The sequence below is a fragment of the Actinomadura sp. NPDC023710 genome, assembly GCF_040639875.1.
GTDB classification, from domain to species: domain Bacteria; phylum Actinomycetota; class Actinomycetes; order Streptosporangiales; family Streptosporangiaceae; genus Spirillospora; species Spirillospora citrea.
Genome location: NZ_JBFAGB010000013.1, coordinates 98,968 through 121,276, shown reverse-complemented (window position 1 = coordinate 121,276; position 22,309 = coordinate 98,968). Strand labels below are relative to the sequence as shown.

The 22,309-nt window shown below is 71.0% G+C and carries 18 protein-coding genes; 12 read left to right on the top strand and 6 right to left on the bottom strand.

The features are described from left to right. Position 1: 1 nt before the first annotated feature. The 9 genes from AB0H37_RS17240 (at position 2) to AB0H37_RS17200 (ending at position 10,613) form a co-directional block, all read left to right on the top strand. Positions 2 to 1,723 carry an alpha/beta hydrolase gene (locus AB0H37_RS17240; protein WP_360613637.1) on the top strand — a complete coding sequence of 574 codons (1,722 nt, stop codon included), beginning with the start codon at positions 2 to 4 and terminating at the stop codon, positions 1,721 to 1,723. An 85-nt stretch (positions 1,724 to 1,808) separates the two neighbouring features. Next, the gene (locus tag AB0H37_RS17235) at positions 1,809 to 2,984 is read left to right on the top strand and encodes an ABC transporter substrate-binding protein (RefSeq protein ID WP_360613635.1); all 1,176 of its coding nucleotides are present in this window, start codon (positions 1,809 to 1,811) and stop codon (positions 2,982 to 2,984) included. 19 nt (positions 2,985 to 3,003) lie between these two features. Continuing rightward, positions 3,004 to 3,888, top strand: coding sequence for a branched-chain amino acid ABC transporter permease (locus AB0H37_RS17230; protein ID WP_179835563.1), 885 nt, complete (start codon positions 3,004 to 3,006; stop codon positions 3,886 to 3,888). Between the two features lie 3 nt (positions 3,889 to 3,891). After that, positions 3,892 to 4,788, top strand: a complete 897-nt coding sequence (locus tag AB0H37_RS17225) for a branched-chain amino acid ABC transporter permease (RefSeq protein WP_329089547.1) — start codon at positions 3,892 to 3,894, stop codon at positions 4,786 to 4,788. Then, complete coding sequence (locus AB0H37_RS17220) at positions 4,785 to 5,549, top strand: ABC transporter ATP-binding protein (protein WP_329089545.1); 765 nt, start codon at positions 4,785 to 4,787, stop codon at positions 5,547 to 5,549. Before AB0H37_RS17225 ends, AB0H37_RS17220 begins: the two co-directional genes overlap by 4 nt. Positions 5,550 to 5,565: 16 nt before the next feature. Beyond that, complete coding sequence (locus tag AB0H37_RS17215; protein WP_360613633.1) at positions 5,566 to 6,303, top strand: ABC transporter ATP-binding protein; 738 nt, start codon at positions 5,566 to 5,568, stop codon at positions 6,301 to 6,303. Then, positions 6,300 to 7,970: an AMP-binding protein gene (locus AB0H37_RS17210; protein WP_360613631.1), complete on the top strand. Its 1,671-nt coding sequence runs from the start codon at positions 6,300 to 6,302 to the stop codon at positions 7,968 to 7,970. The genes AB0H37_RS17215 and AB0H37_RS17210 overlap by 4 nt, the downstream gene beginning before the upstream one ends. Positions 7,971 to 8,284: 314 nt before the next feature. Next, the gene (locus AB0H37_RS17205) at positions 8,285 to 9,058 is read left to right on the top strand and encodes an ABC transporter permease (RefSeq protein WP_360613629.1); all 774 of its coding nucleotides are present in this window, start codon (positions 8,285 to 8,287) and stop codon (positions 9,056 to 9,058) included. Between the two features lie 274 nt (positions 9,059 to 9,332). Beyond that, positions 9,333 to 10,613 carry a hypothetical protein gene (locus tag AB0H37_RS17200; protein WP_360613627.1) on the top strand — a complete coding sequence of 427 codons (1,281 nt, stop codon included), beginning with the start codon at positions 9,333 to 9,335 and terminating at the stop codon, positions 10,611 to 10,613. A gap of 6 nt (positions 10,614 to 10,619) precedes the next feature. On the opposite strand, the gene AB0H37_RS17195 is transcribed toward AB0H37_RS17200, so the two are convergent. The 5 genes from AB0H37_RS17195 to AB0H37_RS17175 all read right to left on the bottom strand — a co-directional run bounded on the left by AB0H37_RS17195 (position 10,620) and on the right by AB0H37_RS17175 (position 18,067). Continuing rightward, a complete protein-coding gene (locus AB0H37_RS17195) occupies positions 10,620 to 11,765 on the bottom strand; it encodes a serine hydrolase domain-containing protein (protein ID WP_360613625.1) in 1,146 nt (381 codons plus the stop codon). A gap of 163 nt (positions 11,766 to 11,928) precedes the next feature. Beyond that, a complete protein-coding gene (locus tag AB0H37_RS17190) occupies positions 11,929 to 12,753 on the bottom strand; it encodes an SAM-dependent methyltransferase (protein ID WP_360613623.1) in 825 nt (274 codons plus the stop codon). A gap of 218 nt (positions 12,754 to 12,971) precedes the next feature. Beyond that, entirely contained in the window at positions 12,972 to 14,552 is a 1,581-nt protein-coding gene (locus AB0H37_RS17185) for a Scr1 family TA system antitoxin-like transcriptional regulator (protein WP_329089532.1), read from the bottom strand. A gap of 96 nt (positions 14,553 to 14,648) precedes the next feature. Then, the gene (locus AB0H37_RS17180; protein WP_360613621.1) at positions 14,649 to 16,007 is read right to left on the bottom strand and encodes an FAD-dependent monooxygenase; all 1,359 of its coding nucleotides are present in this window, start codon (positions 16,005 to 16,007) and stop codon (positions 14,649 to 14,651) included. 44 nt (positions 16,008 to 16,051) lie between these two features. Further along, entirely contained in the window at positions 16,052 to 18,067 is a 2,016-nt protein-coding gene (locus tag AB0H37_RS17175) for an ATPase (RefSeq protein ID WP_360613619.1), read from the bottom strand. 60 nt (positions 18,068 to 18,127) lie between these two features. Here AB0H37_RS17175 and AB0H37_RS17170 point away from each other — a divergent pair, with 60 nt between their 5' ends. Then, the gene (locus AB0H37_RS17170) at positions 18,128 to 18,433 is read left to right on the top strand and encodes a hypothetical protein (RefSeq protein ID WP_360613617.1); all 306 of its coding nucleotides are present in this window, start codon (positions 18,128 to 18,130) and stop codon (positions 18,431 to 18,433) included. A gap of 471 nt (positions 18,434 to 18,904) precedes the next feature. Here the strand turns inward: AB0H37_RS17170 and AB0H37_RS17165 are convergent, their stop codons facing one another. After that, complete coding sequence (locus AB0H37_RS17165; RefSeq protein ID WP_360613615.1) at positions 18,905 to 19,834, bottom strand: LysR family transcriptional regulator; 930 nt, start codon at positions 19,832 to 19,834, stop codon at positions 18,905 to 18,907. Between the two features lie 89 nt (positions 19,835 to 19,923). On the opposite strand from AB0H37_RS17165, the gene AB0H37_RS17160 reads away from it, so the two are divergent. Continuing rightward, positions 19,924 to 20,835, top strand: coding sequence for a zinc-binding dehydrogenase (locus AB0H37_RS17160; protein ID WP_360613613.1), 912 nt, complete (start codon positions 19,924 to 19,926; stop codon positions 20,833 to 20,835). Then, positions 20,832 to 22,229, top strand: a complete 1,398-nt coding sequence (locus AB0H37_RS17155; protein WP_360613611.1) for an alpha/beta fold hydrolase — start codon at positions 20,832 to 20,834, stop codon at positions 22,227 to 22,229. The genes AB0H37_RS17160 and AB0H37_RS17155 overlap by 4 nt, the downstream gene beginning before the upstream one ends. Positions 22,230 to 22,309: the final 80 nt, after the last annotated feature.

The window sequence follows — 22,309 nt, the reverse complement described above, 5'->3', positions numbered from 1 at the left end:
CATGCGGGGACGCCATGTCGACACCGGGCACGGCCAGATCCGGATCTGGACCACCGACGACCGTCCGGGCGTCCTGGTCCTGCCGGGGATCCGCTGGTCGGGCAGGCCCCTGGCGGAGGAGATCGCGCTCGGCGCCCCGGAACTCCCGGTGGCGGTGGCCGACCTGCCGGGTGTGGCGGGATCCGCTCCGGGAGCCGCGGCCGGCGTCGGCCCGGCGGCCGACGCGCTCGCGCAGGTCGCCGGGGCCCTGGGCGTGCACGCCATCGTCGGGCTGGACATGAGCTGCGACCTGGCCGCGGCCGTCGCCGGACGCGTCCCGCACTGCCGGGAACTGGTCCAGGTGGACCCGGGCTACCTCGCGGCGGCGCGGGAGATGCCGCCGCCCGACCTCACGCCGCGGGCCGACGGGACCCACCTGTCGCGGCTGTGGCAGATGGTGCGGAACTCCCACCTGTTCCCGCCGTTCTCGACGCGCAGGGCGGTGCCGGGCCGGGCCGAAGCGCCCAGTGCGGCCGCGCTCGACCGGACCGTCGTCGCGTTCGCGGAGCACCCGGAGGCCTTCACCGCTCTGTGGCAGACGTGGTGCCGTGCCGGTGAGGACCCGTTCGCGGGCACCCGTCCGGCCGCCGTCGTGGTCAACTCCGAGAACACCGGCCCGACGCCCGTCGTCCGGTGGACCGGCAGGCTTTCCAGGGCTCACGGCCACCCGGCGCCCGTCCAGGCGGCGGCCGGTCCGCCCTCCGCACCTGCGCACGACCGCGCCCGGCGGTCGCTGCCGCTGGCGGAGGAGCCGTCGCCCGCGACGGCATCATCGTGCGCGGCGGCCCCGTGCGCAACGGCTCCGTCAGGTCCGGCCATCGTCCGGGGAACGGCGATCCGCCGCGACTTCCTGGACACGTCAGCGGGCCAGGTCCATGTGCGCGTCGCCGGAGACCCCGAGGCGCCGCCCCTGATCGCGCTCCATTCGGCGCCCGGATCCGCACGGCTCCTCGAACCGCTGATGCGCGGGCTCGCGCCGGACTTTTACGTCATCGCGCCGGACTACCCGGGCAACGGCGAGTCGGACAAGCCCTGGCGCGACGGGGTCGACATCGGACGGCTCGCCGACGCGATGGCGGAGGTCGCCGAGCGGCGCGCGGACGGCCCGGTGCACCTGTGGGGCACCCACACCGGCGCGGTCATCGCGCTCGAACTGTGCGTGCGCCGCCCCGACCTGGTACGGCGCGCCGTCCTTGAGGCACCGCCCCTGCTGCCGGCGGAGTTCACCTCCGACATCCTCGAGAACTACCTCCCGCCCCTCCGGGCGGACCGGTTCGGTTCCCACCTCGTGCGGGCGTGGGGCATGCGGCACGACATGTTCCTGTTCTGGCCGTGGTACCGGGACCGCACCGCCGCCGACCGTCCGCTGCGGGTCCCGCGCGCCCGCGAACTGCACGACTGGACCGTGGGCCTGCTCCAGAGCGGCCCGACCTACCACCTCAGCTACGCGGCGGCCTTCCGTTACCCCACCCGGGACCGGCTGCCGGCGCTCACGGTGCCGGCGCTCATCTGCGCCGGCCCCGACGACATGCTGGCCGACAACCTCCCGGCCCTGCGCTCCGCGGCACCGGACGGCGTCACCCTCGCCTCCACACCCGCGACCTGCTGGTACCCCGACCAGGATCCCGCGGCCGTCGCGGAGACCGTCCGGCTCTACCGGGACTTCCTCACGGCCGTCCCCTGACGGCGGCCCCGTCGCCTCCATCCATCCCATGACCAGCGCTTCTTTCCCAGCCCCGCCTTCTCGGCGGCCCTTCTGAGGAGACCCCATGACACGACCCATTGCCCGCCGACGGCGGCTGGCCGCGTTCGCCGTCGCCGCGGCCGCCGCCCTGCCGGCCGCTGCGTGCAACGGCGGAACGCAGAGCGGCGAGATCAAGATCGGGTTCATCACGGCGAACACCGGGCCCGTCGCTTTCGCCGGCCAGACGTTCGGCAACGGCACCCAGCTCGCGATCGACCAGCTGAACCGGGAGGGCTACCTCGGCGGTGGACGCAAGATCAAGCTGGTGAGGAAGGAGGGGGCCGAGCCCCCGGCGCGGGCCGTCGAGCAGGCGAAGCAGCTCGCGGGCGACCAGGGCGTCGTGGGAGCGATCTGCTGCATCCTGTCGCCGGTGGCGGGCGCGGTGAAGCCCATCACGACGGCCGCCAAGCTGCCGCTCGACATCTACGGCGCCACCGACCTCGGCCTGGAGGACCCGCCGTACGTGGTCCGCACCGCGACCCTTCCGCAGGACGCCAACAAGAGCCTCGCGCAGAAGGTGGCCCAGCAGGCCAAGCCCGCGTCGGTCGCCTACGCGGTCACCCAGGACAACTCCGGCTGGGTCTCCCAGTTGAAGAGCTTTCAGCAGGGCTTCGCCGGCACCGCCGTCCGGGACCTCGGGACGGTCAACACCCTCGCCGCCCAGACCGACTTCAGTGGCGCGGCGGGCCAGCTCATGGCCAAGAACCCCGAGGCCATCGTCATCGCCGCGCTGCAGCAGTCGTCCATCTCCCTGATCAAGGCACTGCGCAGCCGCGGCTACAAGGGGCTGATCGTGTCGGCCGAGACGATCGGCAGCCCCGGGGCGTTCAAGGCCGCGGGCAAGACGCTGGCGGACGTTCCTTTCCCGGTGTACTTCTTCTCCGGTAAGGCCAGCGCCCAGGGCCAGAAGTTCGCTCAGACCTACAGGGCCAAGTACGGGACGGATCCCGATGACTACGCCGCCCAGGGCTACATGGCCGCGTACATGATGGCCACGGCCGTGAAGGATTCGGGCAAGGACGTCACGCGAGAAAGCGTGGCCAAGGCGCTGTCGGACATCAAGAAGCTCGACGGCACTATCTACGGAACGGTGCAGTTCCAGCAGGGCCAGCTTCACGCGCCCAGCAGCATCGTCCACATCACCTGGACCGCGGACGGCCGCCAGACCGAATGGGCGCCGTCCGGCCCGGCCGCATCCTGAGAGCCCGGTGAGCTGAGCCATGCTGTTCCTCCAGCAACTCGTCAACGGAATCGCGCTGGGCGCCGTGTACGCGCTGTTCGCGGTGGGTTTCGGGGTCGTGTTCTCAACGATGCGGATCTTGAACCTCGCGCAGGGCGTCTACGCCACCTGGGGCGCGCTCGTCGCCTACTGGGCGGTCGCGAACGCCGGCCTGCCGTTCGCCGCGGCCTGCCTGATCGGCACCGCGACGGGGGCGCTGACGGCGGTGGTGGTCGACCAGGTCGCCTTCCAGCCGCTTCGCTCGCGCGGCGGCGAGCAACTGCTCGGCACGATCATCACCAGCGTGGCGCTGTGGATCGCGCTGCGCGAGGTCGCCAGCCTGGCCACCGGCGCCGCGCCGCTCGGCTTCCCGCCGGGCACGGTCCCGGACGGCCTGCTGCACGTCGGCGGCGTCCGGGTGCTGACCACGCAGATCATCGCGGTCGTCTGCGCGGTGGCGGTGACCACGATGATCCATCTCCTGCTCCGGCGCACCAGGCTGGGCACGGCCATCCGCGCGGTCGGGCACGACCGCGGCGCCGCCATGCTCGGCGGCGTGAACCCGCGCGCGGCCATCCTCACCGCGGCGGCGCTGGCCGGGGCCGCGACCGGGCTGGCCGGGGTGCTCTACGCCGACAACCAGACCTTCACCTTCGGGCTGGGCGACGGGCTGCTCCTGCAGGGCTTCGCGGCGGTCGTCCTCGGCGGCATGGGCGATGTGCGCGGCGCCGCGTTCGGCGGCTTCATGATCGGCATCGTCCAGGTGCTGTCGGCCCAGTACATCTCCAACTCCTTCCAGGACGCGATCACGTTCGGTCTGCTGCTCGTCGTCCTGGTCGCACGGCCGCGCGGCCTGTTCCGGACCGTCGAGCTCGGGAGGGCCTAGCGCATGGGAACGCAACTGACACTGCTGACCAGCGCCACGGAGTTCGCGCTCGCCGGCGCGCTGCTGGCGCTCAGCACGTACGTGACGCTGTGGGCCGGGCTGCTCAGCTTCGCCACCGTGAGCTTCGCGGCGGTCGGGGCATTCGCCGCCACGCACCTGATGTCGTCCGCCGGACTCGGGCTGTGGCCCGCGCTGGCCGTCGGCGGGATCGGCGGCGGCCTGCTGGCCGCGGTGGCCGGGCTCCTGCTGATCCGGCTCGCGGAGCACTGGCTGGCCCTCGCCACGGTCGCGCTGATCCTGGTCACCCGGGTGATCGTGGTGAACCTGGGCGACCTGACAGGCGGCTCCATGGGTGAGGTGGTGCCGGTGGAGGTCCACCTGTGGCAGCTCGTGGTCGTCCTTGCGCTGGCATGCCTGTTCCTGGCCCGCCTCGCCCGGTCGCGGTTCGGGACCGCGGCGGTGGCGACCCGGGAGGACCCGACGGCCGCGGCCACCATGGGCGTCCGGGTGCGCCGGGTCCAGGTGGCCGCCTTCGTCATCAGCGGCTTCCTCGGCGGGGTCGCCGGCGTCCTCCAGGCAGGACTGCTGCGCTACATCGACCCCGACACCTTCTACATCGACCTGGCCGTCACCGTCATCGCCTGCGTCGTCCTCGGCGGCGCCTACCACTGGTTCGGGTCGGTCATCGGCGCGGTCGTCTTCACCGGGCTGCCGGTGTACATCAACCAGTTCGTCGGCCAGGGTCAGTCGATCATCAACGGCGCCCTGCTGCTGATCATCATGATCTGGGTGCCGGGCGGGCTGGTGGACCCGCTGCGCTGGCGAAGGCTGCGAGAGCGGCGGCGTCCGGCGGCCCCGGTGTCCGAGGCGTCGTCCGACCCGGTGGAGGTGGGAACGTGACCGGCAACGCCGCTCTGGAAGTCGACGGATTGGCCAAACGGTTCGGCGGGCTGAGCGTGCTGACCTCGGTCGGCCTCACCGTCCCCCGCGACACCGTCTTCGGGATAGCCGGGCCGAACGGCGCCGGGAAGACGACGCTGCTGAACATCGTCAGCGGCCTGATGCCCGCCGACGCCGGCTCCATCACGCTGTTCGGCGACTCCTGCCACCATCTCCGGGCGGCCGCGCTCGCCCGGAAGGGCGTCGCCCGGACGTTCCAGAACATCCGGCTGCTGCGCGGCCTCACCGTCGTGGAACAGGTCCTGGCGGGCTCCTTCCGGCACCGGCGCGTGGACAGCGTGCGCGGCCTCGCCGGGACGCCGCGCGCCCGCGCCGAACTCCGCGACCTGCGGGAACGGTCACTCGACGTGCTCGCCTCCGTCGGCCTGCGTGACGCGGCCGACCGGCTCGCCGAGACCCTCCCCTACGGCGACCAGCGACGCCTGGAGATCGCGCGAGCCCTGGTCTCGCGCCCCCGGCTGCTCCTGCTGGACGAGCCGACCGCGGGTATGAACGCCGCCGACTGGGGCGGGATCGGAGAGCTGATCACGCGGCTGCGCGACGACGGCACCACGATCATCGTCGTCGAGCACAACATGCGACTCATCCAGACCGTCTGCGACCAGGTCGCCGTCCTGGCCTCAGGCGAGGTCATCGCCTGCGACGACCCCGCCGTGTGCCTGCGCCGTCCAGAAGTCCGCAAGGCGTACTTCGGCAAATGAGAGGAAGGGCCACACCATGCTGACCGTCGAGTCGCTGGAGGTGACCTACGGTCCCATCCGCGCCGTCGCGGGTCTCGACATCACGCTCGGCCGCGGCGCCGTCGCAGCCCTGATCGGCGCGAACGGCGCCGGGAAGTCGAGCACGATGGGCGCGATCGGCGGGCTGCTCCGGCCGTCGGGCGGGCGCGTCCTGTTCGACGGCGCGGACGTCACCGGGATGCCCGCCCACCGGGTCGCCCGACGGGGGATGGCGCTCGTTCCCGAAGGCCGGATGGTCGTCGGCTGCCTCAGCGTCCAGGAGAACCTGGACCTGTCGGCCTATGCGCGCGGGCGGCACCGCACCGCCCTCGTCGACGAGGTGTACGACCTGTTCCCGCGCCTGGCCGAACGCCGTTCCCAGACCGCCGCGCTGATGTCCGGCGGTGAACAGCAGATGCTGGCGATCGGCCGCGCCCTGATGACCGCCCCGTCCGTCCTGCTGCTGGACGAGCCGTCGATGGGCCTGTCCCCCGCCATGGTGGACACCGTCTTCTCGGCGATCAGCGCGATCCGGGCCGCGGGCATGACCATGCTCCTGGTCGAGCAGAACGCCGCCCTCGCCTTCCCGATGGCCGACCACGTCTGCCTCATCCAGCGGGGCGTGATCGTCGCCCAGGGCACGCCGGAGGAACTGGAGCGGACCCCGGACACCATCGCACGGCATCTGGGCATCGACGAGGAATCGCGTCCCGAGTCGAAGGGGGTGACCGCGTGAGCCCGCCCTGGCAGTCCCTGTACGGCGAGGGCGTCCCCGGAAGAATCGACGTGGGGTCCGAAACCGTGGTGCGGCTGTTCCGGCGCCACGCGGCCGAGCGGCCGGATGCGCCGCAACTCCACTACTACGGCGCCACCCTCGATCGCGCCGCGACCGACCGGCTGAGCGACGCGCTCGCGGCGGGACTCGAACGCCGCGGCGTCGGCCGCGGCGACCGGGTCGCCGTCGCGTTGCAGAACACGCCCGTCTGCGTGCTGGCCGTGCTCGCCGTGTGGAAGCTCGGCGCGATCGTCGTGCCGGTCAACCCGATGTACAAGGCGCGGGAGCTGGCCCACCTGCTCGCCGACTCGGGTGCCCGCGTCCTGATCGTCCACCCCGCCGCGCGGGCGACGGTCGCGGCCCTGCCCTCGGACGGTGCCCCCGAGCACGTCCTGTACTCCCGCGAAGGCGCGTTCGCCGGCGACCTGCCCGGCTCCTGGCCGCAGGACGAGGAGGACGACATCCTCGCGATCCTCGACCAGGGCGGTGCGCCCCGGACCGCCGCCCCCGCCCCCGATGACGCCGCGCTGCTCAGTTACACCTCCGGTACGACGGGCCCGGCGAAGGGCGCGATCAACACCCATCGCAACCTCGCCTACCAGGTCGCCGCCTGCAGCGCCTGGATCGGCCTCGGCGAAGGCGACTCGATCCTCACCGTCGCCCCGCTGTTCCACATCACCGGGCTCGCGATGCACCTGGCACTCGGTCTCGGCGCCGGGCTGCCGCTCGTCCTGACCCACCGGTTCGACGCCGCGACGACCACCGCCCTCGTCGAACGTCACAGGCCCACCTTCACCATCGGTTCGATCACCGCTTTCATCGCGCTGCTCAACGAGCCCACCGCCCGCCGACGCGACCTCGGCTCGCTGTCCAAGATCCTCAGCGGCGGCGCCCCCGTCCCGGCGCCCACGGTGCAGGCGTTCGCCGAAGCCTTCGGCACCTACATCCACAACGCCTACGGGCTGACGGAGAGCACCTCGGCGCTCGTGGCCGTCCCGCTCGGCACGACGGCCCCGGTGGACAAGGCGTCCGGCGCCCTCGCGATCGGCGTCCCGCTCCCCGGCGTCCACGTCGAGATCCGCGATGAGGAGGGGCGGCCCCTCCCGGCGGGCGAGATCGGCGAGTTGGCGACCACGGGCCCGCAGGTCGCGGCGGGATACTGGCGCAACCCCGAACAGACCCGGGCATCGTTCCCGGACGGCGTCCTGCTCACCGGTGACGTCGGCTTCATGGACGAGGCCGGCTGGATCTACCTCGTCGACCGCAAGAAGGACATGATCGTGGCCGCCGGCTACAAGATCTGGCCGCGCGAGGTCGAGGACGTGCTGTACGAGCACCCCGCCGTGCGGGAGGCGGCCGTCATCGGCGTGCCCGACTCCTACCGCGGCGAGACCGTCCACGCCTTCGTCAGCCTTCGCCCCGGGACCTCCGTGACCGCGGACGAACTGCGCGCGTTCTGCCGCGAGCGCCTCGCCGTCTACAAGGCGCCGACCGGTTTCCAGATCAAAGAGGATCTTCCGAAGAGCGCCACCGGCAAGATCCTCCGCCGAGAACTGCGTCAACGACCGCACGAGACCGGGTCTCCGAGCGGTACACCCCCGACGTCGGTCAGAAGGGAGGACGGCTGAAGCCGGTGTAGAGGAGCCAGATCGCGCCGAACGCCGCCGAGGGAGGACCGTCAGCACTTCGTACGGGACGTCCCATCCGGGCAGGCCCTGGAACTCGCGGGCCAGGTCGAGGCGGCCGGTGCGCGGCAGGTACACCAGCCATTCCGCCTCCCAGAAGAAGCTGCCGCGCGGAAGCCGGGCATGGTCGTCCAGGAGGGCGCGCACGAGGTCGTCGCGGCCGCACTCCAGCAGCGGGTGCATGACGGCGATGTGGTCCTGCGGCGCGGACGCGGACCGCGGCCGTCTTGCGCACCGAGTGGCCGTACGCTGCGCGAATGACCCAGCATGTGCGGGCGGTCTCATCTGGGACGAGCCTGCTTCCCGTCAACCTCATCCTTGGCGTGGCCATGGTGGTCCTGCTGGCGGTGGCCGTGGTGGTCTGCCATTTCGGCCGCCTTGGGCATACCCGCGCTGTTCTGTCCGCTGGGTTGCGCGCAGCCGTCCAGCTCGCCGCCGTCTCGCTGATCATCGGCGCGGTCGTCCGGTACACATCGCTTGTCGCCCTGTTCGTGATGCTGATGTACGCGGTCGCGGTGCGCACCAGCGGCCGCCGGCTCACCAAGGGTCCGACGTGGTGGTGGGCGGCCCTGCCCATCGGCGCGGGCGTCGCCCCCGTCCTGGTCCTTCTGCTGGTCACAGGCCTGCTGCCGCCCAGGGGCATCAGCGTGATCCCCATCGCCGGCATCCTCATCGGCGGCGCGCTCACCGCCACCTATCTGTCCGGCCGCCGCGCCCTGGACGAGCTGGCCCAGCGTTTCGGCGAGGTCGAGGCCGCGCTGTCACTCGGCCTGGCCGACCGTGAGGCGCGCCTGCTCATCGCCCGGGACAAGGCCGCCACCGCGCTCGTGCCCGCGATCGACCAGACGCGCACCGTCGGCCTGGTCACCCTGCCCGGAGCGTTCGTCGGGATGATGCTCGGCGGCGCGTCCCCCGTCGCCGCAGGGGCGGTCCAGCTGTTCGTCCTGATCGCGCTGCTGGCCATCGAGTCGATCGCCGCCTTTCTCACCCTCGAACTGGTGGCACGCGGCATCGTCGTCGACGACCCGTGACGCTTGTGACGGCCTGCGCACAGCGGGCCCCGGACCAGGCCGATGTTCTCGGTCGCGAGGCTCAAAAATCTGGGGGCCTTCTCTGATCTCAAGAGGGCTGATCTCCACGCTCGCGATGGGGCCTACATGGACGTATGAGGATTCGTTGTCGGGGGGTGTCAAAAAAGGTGGGCGAATGTGTTCGATCTGTGAGTGGTCGTTGCTGCAGGCGGGGCTTACTGTGGCGCGACTTCGCCTTCACGGCCCTGTCGGTATTTCACAGGAGGGACCCGCTGTGGACTCCCAGTTCGCCGCGGTGCGGCGCGGCCTTGGCGCCATGCTGCTGACGGGGACGGCCTTGAGCGCCGTCCCCGCAGGAACGGCTCACGCCGCCCCACCCGCCGCAGATCGTGTGACCGTCACCGCGGCCGGGTCACCGGCCTACTCCCTGACGGGTGAGCTGTCCTCGGGGGCCATCGCCGTCCTGGACAATGTCGCGTCCTACGAGACCAACAAGATCCAGGGGGCGGGGACGCTTCCGGGCGCCGAAGGCGGTACCGCGAACGTTTCCTTCGACATCGTTCGCGAACGCTTCGGGATGAAGGGGACGTTCACCCTCAAGGATCCCGGCGCGGGCGTGGAGGTGTCCGCGAACGTCAGCGGCCAGGTCGCGGTTCCCGGTGAGGCCACGGTGAAGTGGGAGGGGAGCGGGACCGTCCGGCGCGGCGGCGCGGCGTCCGGCCGGCGGGTCTCGTTCACGGTCGAGGACCGCCGTCCCGACCCGGGCGACCACGCCGTTCGCATCACCCACGCCGGACAGGCCAGGAACGCCATCCTCCGGCTGCCCGACGACTACGACGGTTCTCCGCGTCCGGTGCTGTTCCATTTCCCCGGGCTGTTCGAGACGCCGGGCGCCGCCGAGTTCTTCGGCCGCATGGCCGACTACGCGCAGAGCCGCGGCTTCATCATGATCACCCCCGAGCACTACGGCGTGGGCTGGCAGGGCGTCCCGGCCGGGACGCCGAGCCCGGACGTCGACGATCCCGGCTTCGTCAGGCGGCTGCAGGACATCCTGGTCGAGCGGTTCAACGCCGACCCCAGGCGCCTGTACGCGTCCGGCATGAGCAACGGCGGCTTCTTCACCAGCAAGATGGCCTGCGACAACGATCGGTTCGCCGCTTTCGTACCAGTGTCCGGCCAGCTCAGCGACCCCGGTGCCTGCCGTCCCGGACGCCATGTTCCGATCGTCCTGATCCACGGGGACGGCGACCCCCTCGTCTCCTACGCGACGGTCCAGCCCGCGCTCGACTTCTGGACGCGCAACAACGGCTGCGGCACCAGGACCGTCCCGACGAACCTGCCCGACACCGCTCCCGACGACAACACCACCGTCGTCCGCCATGACCATCCCGACTGCCCGGCGGACGGCCCCGTCACGCTCTACCAGATCAAGGGCGGCGGTCATAACTGGCCCGGCGGGACGCCCTTCCTCGGCCCGTTCCTCGGCGGCACCACCTACGACATCGACGCCAACGCCGTGATCTGGGACTTCGTCTCCCGCTACCGCCTCCCCTGAGCACCGTCAGCAGAACACCTTGCCCGCGAAGGCGTAGAGCTTGTCGGCCGGGGGCGGCGAGGAGCCGAGGTTCACCGACAGGTTCATCTGCCGCCCGTCGTCGGAGCGGAGCGCGTAGGTGGTGTAGCCGAGGAGCTGACCGCTGTGCCCGATCATGCGCTTGCCGCAGGGCAGCGCGTACTCCTGGAGCCCGAGCCCGTAGGCGAACCCGGCGCCGGTGGGCCGCACGGCGCGCATCGCGGCGAGCGTCGAGGGCGACAGCAGCCGCCCGCCGAGCAGCCCGTCGAGGAACCGGCCGAGGTCGCGGGTGGTGGAGATCATCTCGCCCGCCGCCCAGTCGAGGGAGGGGTTCATGCGCGTGGCGTCCACGGTCCGCCCGTCCGGCAGCAGTGCGTAGCCGTGCGCGTGCGGGCGGGGAAGCCCGGGCCGGTCGCCGGGAACGATCGTCTGAGTCAGCCGGAGCGGACGCAGCACACGCCGTCCCATCTCCTCCCCGTAAGGCCGCCCGGTCAGCCGCTCGATCAACTTCCCCACGACCACGTAGTTGGTGTTGGAGTATTTCCAGGTGACGTCCGGGGAGTTCTGGGCGGGGGTGCGGAACGCCTGAGCGAGGAGCCGGTCGGGCTTGTAACTGCGGAACCGCTGCGCCCCGCGCCAGCGGTTGGTGGACCATCCCGGATCGCTCATGTAGTCGCGAAGCAGGCTGGTGTGCTGGAGGATCTGCCGCACCGTGATGCGCTCGCCGTCCGGGACGACGCCGGGCAGGTGCTCGGCCACAGGATCATCGAGCCGCAGCCGCCCCTCGTCGACGAGCTGCAGCAGGACGGTCGCCGCGAACGTCTTGGTGACGCTGCCGATCCGGAAGTACCCGGCCGGATCGGCCGGCCTTCCCGTCCGGACGTCGGACGTGCCCGCCGCGCCGGACCACTCTCCACCGCCAGCGGTTCGCACCCGGAGCAGGACGGCCGTGGCCCCCTTGGTTCTCACCAGATCGTTCAACATCTCCTGGAAGCCGTCCTGGGACGAACGGGTTCGGTTCGACTGTGGCTGCGCCGTACGCGCGTCGAGAGCGGCGAGGACGACCGTGGCCGCCGCAGAAACCGCCGCCGCACCGGACACCGCGAACGCCGTCCACCGCGAAAATTTGATCATGGTTGGACGCTACGGAGCCGGGCCCTCGACGCCCATGCGGACGGCCACCCAGCCCACCTGCGGAAAACCGCACTGCTGCCCTGCGGGTCTGTCTCGAAGGGTCCTTCTTCTCCCCGCGCCCCACTGCCCGAAGCGTGACTCGCGCAATGCCGGAGATGCGCCGTCAGGGCTTGCGGCCGATCCCGCCGATGGCCCAGATCGACCGCCGGGCCGTTTCCGGTTCGGCGGTGTTGGGCCGCCACTGGTGCAGGGGAACGAAGCCGGGAGGCAGCAGGTCCAAGCCCCGCATCAGTTCCTCGACCTCTGCCGCGGTGCGCAGGTTCGAGCGCGTCGTCGCCCCTCGGACTGTCTTGTTCCCCTGGAACAGCGCGGCGAGTCGGGCGGTCGTTTCGGGGGCGGGATCACTGATGGCGTGCGTCAGCAGCAGGTGACTGCCCGGCGGGACCCGCGCCAGAAGTCCCTGGACGATGTGGTCGGCGATGTCGTCTTCGGGAATCACCGCCAGCACCGAATGCAGGATGAGCCCGACCGGCTCGTCCGGGTCGATCGTCGACGTGATGACCGGGTCGTCCATCAGTGCGTCGGGGTCGCGGGCGTCGGCCTGCAGGATCCGGGATGGCCCGCCCATCCCGAACACTGATGCGGCGTGCGCCGCCACGACGGGATCGTTGTCCACGCAGATCAGCCGACAGCCCGGCGCGATCTCCTGGAGGATCTGATGGACGCTGCCCTGTGTGGGCAGCCCGCAACCCACATCGATGAACTGCCGCATGCCTTCGGTGACGAGCGCATCCACCGCGCGGCGCAGGAACCGACGCGACTCCACGGCGGCGACTCTGAGATCGGGTGCGATCCGCAGCGCCTGTTCGGCCGCCTCACGGTCGACGGCGAAATGGTCCTTGCCGCCGGTGAGGTAATCAAGAATGCGCGCCTCATTGGGTATCTCGGGGCGAAAACCAGCGAGTTCGTCGGACCAGGGTGAGGACACCGTCCGAAGGTAGCGCTCACCCGGAGTCCAGGTGGCTGATATCAGGGATCGGTCGTGGGCGTCTGCGAGAACTTTCAAGATCCCTGGAGCTGGTCGCGGCTACGAGCAGGTGGTCGTCCCAGGCCGTGAGGCCGCCCCAGCATCACCGGCAAGGCCCGGCTATCGGCTGTCGCATCCATCCGCCGGTGATTGCAATGACCTTTGCGGCGGGCGCACGATCAGTCGTTCGGTTGCATCGTCCACTGCACCGCAGCCTGGTCGGTGCCGGGTTGCCGAGTGTGCCGTTCGAGGTGCGTCAGCAGGAGGGTCATCGGGAGACCGAGACCGCCCACCACGTGATCGAGCAAGTCGGCCTGGATGCTTTCCAGTGTCAGAGCCGGATCGCCCGCGCAGAGCGCGGCAGTCCTTTCCGCAAGTGGAGGAGCGTGACCTCGCTCGTCGCGTGCCGGCATCAGGTCGTGGGTGTGCAGCAGCAGCCGGTCATTGTGACGGAGCGGCACGGTCGTGGTCTCGCACCACTGGTCGCCGAAGTCGAGCAGGGTCAGCGGCGGATAGCAGGGCAGAGCTTCGAGTGAAAGTACTCCGCCCTCCCTTATCAGCAGGGGCCGCGGGTTCCCGCAGCACACTATTTCGGCGGTGTCCTCGCGGAGGGTGAGCAGCACGGCGGTGACGAATTCGTCGTCCTGGAGCATCGGTGCGAGGACCGAGTGCATCCGCTCGGCCAGCCCCGGCAGGGTCGACTCGTTGGAAGCCAGTTGCCGGAAGTTGCCGAGCGCGGCGGCCGCCGCCTCCTGGGCCGACTCGCCTGTACCCAGCACGTTTCCGATCAGGATCCTGGTGCCGAAAGGCGTGGGGAGGATGGCGTGGAAATCGCCCTTGGTCCGGGGCGCCGCCGGAAGTCGGCAACTCTGTGTGCGCACTGTCCCACCGTGCTGCGCAAAGGTCATGGTCGCCGTTGGCGTTCGGTAGTACTTCCGGAGGAAGTCCAAGAGGATCTCGGGGGTGAACTCCGGCGTGGCGCTGTCCACGCACAGTCGTTCTATCGTGCTGAGGTAGCTTTCGGTCTCCTCGGGCTTGTCGAGATACAGCGCGCCGGTGAGGTTCTCCAGGTAGACCACGTCCGGCACCTCGGGCTCGGGGAAGCGCAGGAGGGTGAACGCACCGCCCTCCGCGACGTGGCCCCCGAAACGGAACGGCATGATCTGAATCGTGGTGTTCGGTCGGGCGCACATGGCGATGAGGTGCTCGAGTTGGCCCCGCATCGTCTCGGGACCTCCGAGCGGCCGACGCAGCGCCGTCTCATCGATGACGGCCCATAGCCGAGGGGCGTCGGGCCCGGAGAGTCGTTTCTGGCGGCGCAGACGCAGTTCGACCCGGTGCTCGATCTCGGTCGGGGACGCGTTCGGATTTCCGAGCCGAATGACCGCGCGGGCATAGTCGGGCGTCTGCAGCAGACCGGGGACGAATTGAATCTCATACGTCCGGATGAGCGACGTCGATTCTTCGAGCCCCACGTAGGTCTGGAACCAGTTGGGCAGGACGTCGTGGTACCGGTGCCACCATCCCGGCGTGTTGGCCTCGCGCGCCTTTTCCAGGATCGTGTCCCGCTCGACCTGGTCGGCGACACCGTAAAGGGTGAGCAGATCGGCCACGTCCCGTTCCTTGAAGCTCACCCGGCCGAGCTCCAATCGGCTGATCTTCGACTCCGAGCTGCGGATGCGGTCACCGGCCTCGTGGCGGCTCAGCCCGGACGCCTCCCGCAGGCGGCGCAGCTGTGCGCCGAGGATGATGCGAAGCACCGTCGGACTCGAGCCTGGGCGCTCAACGGTCACCTCCCACCTCCGAAGGCATGTGCAGCGGCATGCGTGCTCCTCGCGCGTTGGATCGCATCCCGCTCAAGGGACGAGGTCGTCGGGTCCGGTGGGCGGGCGCGGACGCGCGGTGGCTGCGCGCCAGAGCACCTCTGGCAGGAACAGGGACTGGGGTGGGGCGGTGAGCGCCAACACGTCGATGAATCGGTCGCATACTCGCGGGTCGACGTTCGCGAGAGACTGGACCCGGTCCACGTAGCGGTTGAGGATCCTGGTCCGCACACCGGCCGCGGCGCCTCTGGTGGTGTCGTACCGGAGGTCCTCCCCCGTGGCCACCAGCCACGGGCCGGTGGCGTTCTTGATCACCTTGCGGTGGAAGCGCCGCGCCAGCCTGTCGAGGTCCCCGTCCGCCCGCAGGCAGGCGTCCAGTGTGAGCGCGGACTTCGCCGCGACGGTCATTCCCTGGCCGTAGAGCGGGTTGAAGGCGCACAGTGCGTCGCCCGCGACCAGGAATCGCCTCGGCCATGCCGGCATCCGCTCGTAGTGACGGCGGAGATTGGCGGTGCGCCGGTAGCTGACGATGGAGGTGAGCGGCTCGGCGTCACGGATCGCCTCGTAGAGCACCGGGCTGCGCAGACTCTTGGCGAACTCCAGAAAGCCGTCGCCGTCGTTGGGCGGATAGTCCTCCCCGACGCCGAAGAGGCTGACGATCCACCGGCCGCCCTCCTGGGGGAAGAGCGCGCCGGTGCGCGTGCCGTGCGGGGGGTCGGCCTGGAGGTAGAGCGCCTTCCAGCCGGGGTCGAAACCAGAGGGAATGGCGTAGGTGCGGCTGGCATATCCCAGCAGTGGGTCGATCAGGGTCTGCCGGACGGCCGGGTAGCCGAGCCGCTCCAGCCACGCGGGAGTCTTCGAGGAGCGCCCGGTGGCGTCGACGACCAGATCCGCGGTGAGGGGCTCGCCCGATCCGGTCGTCCCGCGCTCCCGCACCTCGACTCCGGTGACGGCCCCGGCGTCGGCCAGCAGCCCGGTCACCTCATGGCCGGCGAGCACCCGGAGGTTCTGGATCTTGGCCAGCCGCACGCGCACGGTCCAGTCGAGGAGATCCCGGCTGAACGTCAGCAGGCGGGTCGATGCGAACCGGCGTCGCCATCCGGCGGAGGTCAGCCACAGCATGTCGGCGGGCACCCGGACCTCAGGCACGTCCGCGGCGCGCAGCTCGTCCTCCAGCCCGGGGAACAGCTGCTCGGCGATCTCCAGCCCCCGGCTCCAGAGCACGTGCAGATGGCGGGCCTGCCCCAGACCCGGACGGGATTCGAGGGCCTCCGCGAAACGGTCACGCTCGATCAAGGTGACCCGGGAGAAGTGGTCGGCGAGGATTCTGGCCGACAGCAGCCCCATCAGGCTGCCGCCGATGACGACGGCATGCTCACGGGGCTGCGTCATGATCTTCTCCTCGCGGGTGCGGAACAGGCGCTTGTACGGGGGATTCAGCGACGGCGATCAGAGGCCTCCGCGAGCGGGAGGAAACCTGGGCGCTCACCCATCGCGAAAGCGACGGCTTGGTCAAGATCGAGTTCCGTCCCCTGTACGAAGAACTGTCGGTATGCCTCGTCGCCCAGAGCTTGCCGGGCAAGCGCCTCCCCTTCGCAGTGCGGGGCGTTGAAATACGCAGAACCGAACAGCGGGAGCCCTACCGTCCGCCAGATCCGTTCGGCCGCCCCCTGCAGGGCGGCGGCGTCCCGGGGACGGCCGCCCGCCGCGTGGAACAGGGCGAGCAGTTCGATGCCCAGCACCGCGCACACCAGATCATGAAAAGTGCGGCTGATGTCCACGCATTTCCGGGCGAGGACGGTGGCGTCCTGGACCCGGCCCTCGGTCCAGGCCGCGAAGGCCAGAACGTAGAGCGCGTAGGCCCTGACCCACCGCTCGCCGCGCTCCTCACAGATCGCGCGAACCTCTTCGCACAACTCGACGGCGAAGGGGAGGTCACCTTGGAACGCGACCGTCATGGCGTATTCGGCGCGCGCCATGATCACGCTGGTGTTCAGCTCCCCGAGGGAGTCATAGGCGGCGAGCGCGTCCTTGAACAGAGTGGCCGCTGTCGCGTGGTCATCGGTCACCAGCGCGACGCAGCCCAGGCGATGCACCGCATTGGCCGACGCGATCGGGTCACCCGTCCGCAGGGCCTCTGCCCGGCCGGCCTCCAGCAGCGCGGTCGCGGCGTCGGTGTCGCCCTGCTTGATGGCGATGTAGCCGTTCACCCAGAGGGCTTTGGCCCGTGCCCGGGTCGGGTCGGTGTCGAAGGCGAGTGCCCGGTCCAGCCAGTACCGGCCTTCGGCGAGGAAGCCGCATCCCACCCAGTAGAAACACAGCGCGCCGGCCATCCGCAGGCCGGTTTGCGCCTGACCGGGGGTGGTGAGGCAGTAGTCCAGCGCTGCGCTCACATTCGCGTGCTCACGGAGCAGACGCTTGAAGATCTCCTTCTGGTCGGCGCCGAACCACTCCAGCTCGCACTGCTGGACCAGACTCAGGTACCAGTCGCGGTGCCGCCCGCGGAACTTCTGCTGCTCGCCCAGCTCACCGAGCCATTTCGAGCCGTACTCACGCAAGGTGTCGAGTAGCCGGTACCGGACGCCCTCGCCGTCTCCGACCCGCGAGAGGATCGACTTGTCGACCAGACCCGCCAGCGTCACCGAGACGCGGTCTGCGGGCAGCACACCGTCGCCGCACACGTGCTCGACGGCGCGCTGATCGAAGTCCCCGGCGAAGACCGACAGCCGGGCCCACAGCAGCCGCTCCTGGCGCGTGCACAGCTCATGACTCCAGCCGACCGTCGTACGCAGGGCGTCGTGCCGCGACACGTCCTTGGACATATCCGCGGTTCCGTCCACCAGCATCTCGAACCGGTCGTCCAGCCGGTCCGACAACTGCTCCAGGGAGAGCCGCCGCAGCTGGCCGGCGGCGAGTTCCAGGGCCAGCGGAAGCCCCTCCAGGCGACGGCACAGCCGGGCGACGGTGCGCCAGTTGTCATCGCCGACGGCGAAGCCGCCCGTGGCCGATGCGGCACGCTCCTCGAACAGGGTGACCGCCGGGGGCCGTGCCACCGTGTCCGCCGGCGCCGCTTCCGGATCCGCCGTCTCCAGTGGCGCGAGTTTCAGCACCCGCTCACCGCTGACGCCGAGGGCCTGGCGGCTCGTGGCCAGCAGGTGCAATCCGGGTGCCGCCCTCAGCAGGACCTCGGCCACACCCGCACAGGCGTCCCTGAGATGCTCGCACGTGTCCAACACCAGCAGCAGCCGTTTCCCGGACAGGTGATCGGCCAGGACGTCGAGCTGCGGACGCGCGGTCTGGTCGACGACCCGCAGAGCGCGGGCGATCGCATGGCCCACGAGTGAGCCGTCCCGCAGACCCGACAGGGGCACCGCCCACGCGCCGTCATGGAACCCGTCCTCCAGGTCCCGCGCGGCCTCCAGCGCGACCCGCGTCTTCCCGACGCCGCCCACACCGGTCACCGTCACCATGCGTCCGGCGCCGAATAACCGCCTGAGCTCCGTGAGCTCGGCATGCCGTCCGACGAGAGCGGCGCTTTGCGGGACGAGATTGCCCCTCCGCAGCACATCAGCCCCAGCCACGATCGCCCCATTCCCCCCGCGCCGTCACGATGCCGCACCACCTTACCCAAACGGCCTGCGCCAATAGGGCATTTTCGGAAATCGGCAGCCGATCAGGAAAAACCAGAACTGGTCAGCTGTTTTGAGGCTGGGCAAGGTGAAGTTCAGGCGGTAGAGGGCGGCTGGTACGGCTCCGAGATCGTGATCGGCGTTAAGGGCGCGGTCCATAATGCAGAGCTGCCGCCAGGTGATGTGTGACGATCAACAATCCTGGGGCGGCTGCCGCCGCCATGGTAGGGGTCAGCGTCGCCGGTTGTTGCCTGAATGACCTGATGGCCTTGATGCTCCCATCACCCACCTGCCGGCGAATCGGGCTGAAGGTCCGGCACACCTCGGAAAACCACGACGGAGATACGCACAGTCATCGCTCCGAAGAGACGTTCCGCCAAACCCACGTGACCAAGGCAAGATCCGTGCTCCAGATTCGCCCACTCGCCGGGCCGTCCCGCCCATTTTGTCACCGATCCAGTCGGACGACGCGCGGCGATGGTGGTGGGCGTTCGCCTGCGCAGGCCGAACTGTGGCTCAGCCGCTTCCCGACTAGGACCAGCAGGTCCGAAGAAATCGGAGCGTGCCCGCGAACGTCCGGGGCCGACGCGCGCGATCAGAGCCGCCCAGTCCCCGGGACGTGCACCACAGGCCGGGGTCGGGACAGCGCTGGGCCCGCGGTCAGCCTGACGGGGGCGGCTCGCCGGGCAGCCAGTCGCGGGCGGGGTCGTACTCCAGCCAGCGGTGCCGCCGCCCGTGCTCGGCGAACCCGCGCAGCAGCGCGGGGATCATCGGATGCGGGGACTGCCGGGGCCACACCAGCGACCAGGCGTAAAGCGGCGTCGGACCGACGACGGGGATCGCGCGGATCCTCGGGTCGTCGGGCAGCGGGGCGTCGGCCGGGAACAGCGTGATCCGTCCCGGCCCGGCCAGCAGGTCGGCCAGCAGGTGCTCCACCCCGAGGTTCGCGCCGCCGGAGCCGACGCGTACGCCGAACTCGTCGCAGAACCGCTTGATGAAGTCGAGCCGGTCGACGTCCGCGGGGAACCGCAGCTCGCGTCCGGCGAGGTCGGACGGTCGGACGGCGGACCGCGAAGCGAGCGGATGCCCGGCGCCGACGAGCACGTCCACCGGTTCGAGCCGGACGAGGCGGTGCGCCAGGCCGTCCGGCAGCGGCGGGTGCACGCGTCCGAACGCGGCGTCGACGTCGCCGCGCAGCAGTGCCGCCACCGCCGCGGGAAGATCGCGGCTCATACCGAGTTCGACCTTCAGGTCCGGCCGCTCGTCGATGACCGGGCCGACCGTCCTCGCCGGTCCGTAGAGGTGGCCCCAGACGTCGAGCCGCAGCGGGCGGGCGGCGGCGTGGACCGCGGCCACGGCGGCCTCGGCGGTGCGCAGCGCCTCCCGGGCCGGCTCCAGGAAACGGCGTCCCGCCTCCGTGAGCTCGACGTTCCCGCGTGTGAGCAGCGCGGCTCCGAGCGCCGCCTCCAGCCGGGCCAGCCGCTTGGACACCGCCTGCTGGCTGATCGCCAGCTCCCCGGCCGCCCGCCCGAAGTGCAGGTGGTCGGCGACGGCGACGAACGCGCGCACCTGGCCGAGGTCGAGCTCCATGCCTCCCATCGTCGCCGACAACCAACGGTTGTCAATCCTGCCCGTCGGCTGTTGGAACGGGCCCCCGGTCTCCCGGTTTCATGCGTGGCATGAGAGCACTTCTCCCCGAGGCGGGATCCGTCGTGTTCGGCGAGGTGGACGAGCCCGTCCCCCGTCCGGACGAAGCGCTGGTGAAGGTCGCCGCGTTCTCGGTGAACCGCGGCGAGACGTTCCAGCTGGAATCGGACCGGCCCGGCTGGCGTCCCGGCAAGGACGTCGCGGGACTCGTCGTCCAGGCCGCCGCCGACGGGTCGGGACCCGCCGCCGGCCGCCCGATCGTCGGGCATCCGCCGTCGGCGGGGTGGGCGGAGTACGTCGCCGTCCCCACAGCATCGCTCGCCGAGATCCCCGATCCCGTGCCCCTGCGGGCGGCCGCCGCACTGCCGCTGGCCGGGCTCACCGCGCTGCGGCTGCTGCGCGCGTCCGGGACCACCGCCGGGACGCGCGTCCTGCTGACCGGCGCCTCCGGCGGGGTCGGCCACTACTTCGTCGAACTGGCGGCGGCCGCGGGCGCCGAGGTCACCGCGATCACGTCCGCCCCGGAGCGCGGCCGGCGCCTGTCCGAGCTGGGCGCGGCGGTCGTCCACGGCGTTCGGGACGCGGTCGGCCCCTTCGACGTCGTGCTGGAGTCGACGGGCGGGGACGACCTTCCGCTCGCGCTGGCACGCGTGGCGCCCGGCGGCACGCTCATCTGGTTCGGACAGGCGAGCCGCCGGCCGGTCACGCTGGACTTCTTCGGCTTCTTCGACGGCCCCGAAGGCGCCACGATCAGGCATTTCCACTACGCGAAGGCCCCCTACGGCGAGGATCTCGCCACCCTCGTCCGGCTGACCGCCACCGGGCGCCTGCACCCGGAGCTCGGCCGCGTCGCCGACTGGAGCGAGACCGCCGCCGTCCTCACCGAACTGCGCGAGCGCCGCGTCCGCGGCAACGCCGTCCTCACCCTGGAGCAGAACCGATGACCGCCTTCCTCGACGAACCCGTCGCCCCCTTCGCCGCCGCCAACCGGTCACGCGCCATCGCCGCCGGTGTCGACCCGTACCAGTACGACGCGGTCACCAGCGACCTGACCGCTCTGCACGAGTGGACGGACGCGTTCGCGCGGATCGGCGAGGAGCATCTGGCCCGGGCCGGGAAGGCCCGGCTCCCGAGGTCGGCGGGCGAGGCGTACCGGGACGCCGCGCTGTGGTTCCACTTCGCGACCGTCCTGCCGAACCCGGACCTCGCCGCGCACGGCCGCGCGGCCGCCGCGTCCGCGAATGCCCTGCGCCGCTCGCTCGCCCGCCTCGCCCCGGACGCCGAGCACCTTTCCGGGCCGGACTTCACCGGCGTCCTCCGGCGTCCGGCCGCGGACGCCCCCCTGGTCGTCCTGGTGCCGGGGATGAACTCCGGCAAGGTCGAGTTCATGCCGATCGCCGGGGCCCTGCTCTCGCGCGGTCTCGCCGTCCTCGCCATCGACGGGCCGGGGCAGGGCGAACTCGCCGTCCGCGGCACCTGGGAGGCGGACTACCACCGGGTGGTGCGGCAGGCCCTGGACGCCGTGGACGGCCTGCCCGCCGGCATCGGCCTGCTCGGGCTCAGCATGGGCGGGTTCCTCGCGTCCGTCGCCGCGGAGAAGGAGCCGCGGATCCGCGCGGTCGTCACTGTCAGCGGGCCCACGGCCATCACCTGGGACGAGCTTCCGCCGTATGTGACGGAGTCGTTCGTCCTGCGCACGGGTGGGGAGGACGCCGCGCGCGATTTCGCCGGCCGGGTCACCGCACCCCGGGTCCCGCAGCCCCTCCGCGTGCTGGACGGCGGACTGGACGTCATCCCGGGCGTCGCCAACGGCGAAGAGCTGGCCGCGCGCGCGGCCGACGGCGAGTACACGCTGATCCCCGAGGGCGGCCACCTCCTGGAGAACTGCCGCTGGGCATGGCTGCCCGACACGCTCGACTGGCTGGCCGCCCGGCTCAGCCACGACCCGGCGTCGGTGGTCACCCGCTACGTCGAGGCGGTCGCGAACGGCGACCTGGACACCATCAGCGCGAGCTTCGCCGACGAGGCCACCTGGACCTACCCCGGTGACCTGCCGCTGACCGGCACCTGGCGGGGCCGGGACGCGATCATCGGCGACTTCCTCGGCGGCGCCGGAAGGCTCTTCCGGCCCGGGGGCGAGCCCAGCGTCGTCCTCACCAATGTGGTCGCCGACGGCGACCAGGTCGTGGCCGAATGGACGTCCCGAGGAACGGCCCGCAACGGCAGCGCCTACGACAACGCCTGCCTCGGCGTTTTCACGGTGCGGGACGGCCGGATCACATCCGTCCGGGAGTACACCGACACCCAGCATGTCGAGCGCACTCTGTTCGGCTCTTGACCTGCGGACGTCGCGAGGGCGGCGGTCTTCGTTCAGCATCACGAACAGGGAGACGAGAACGGTGGGGAGGCTGTGCCTCC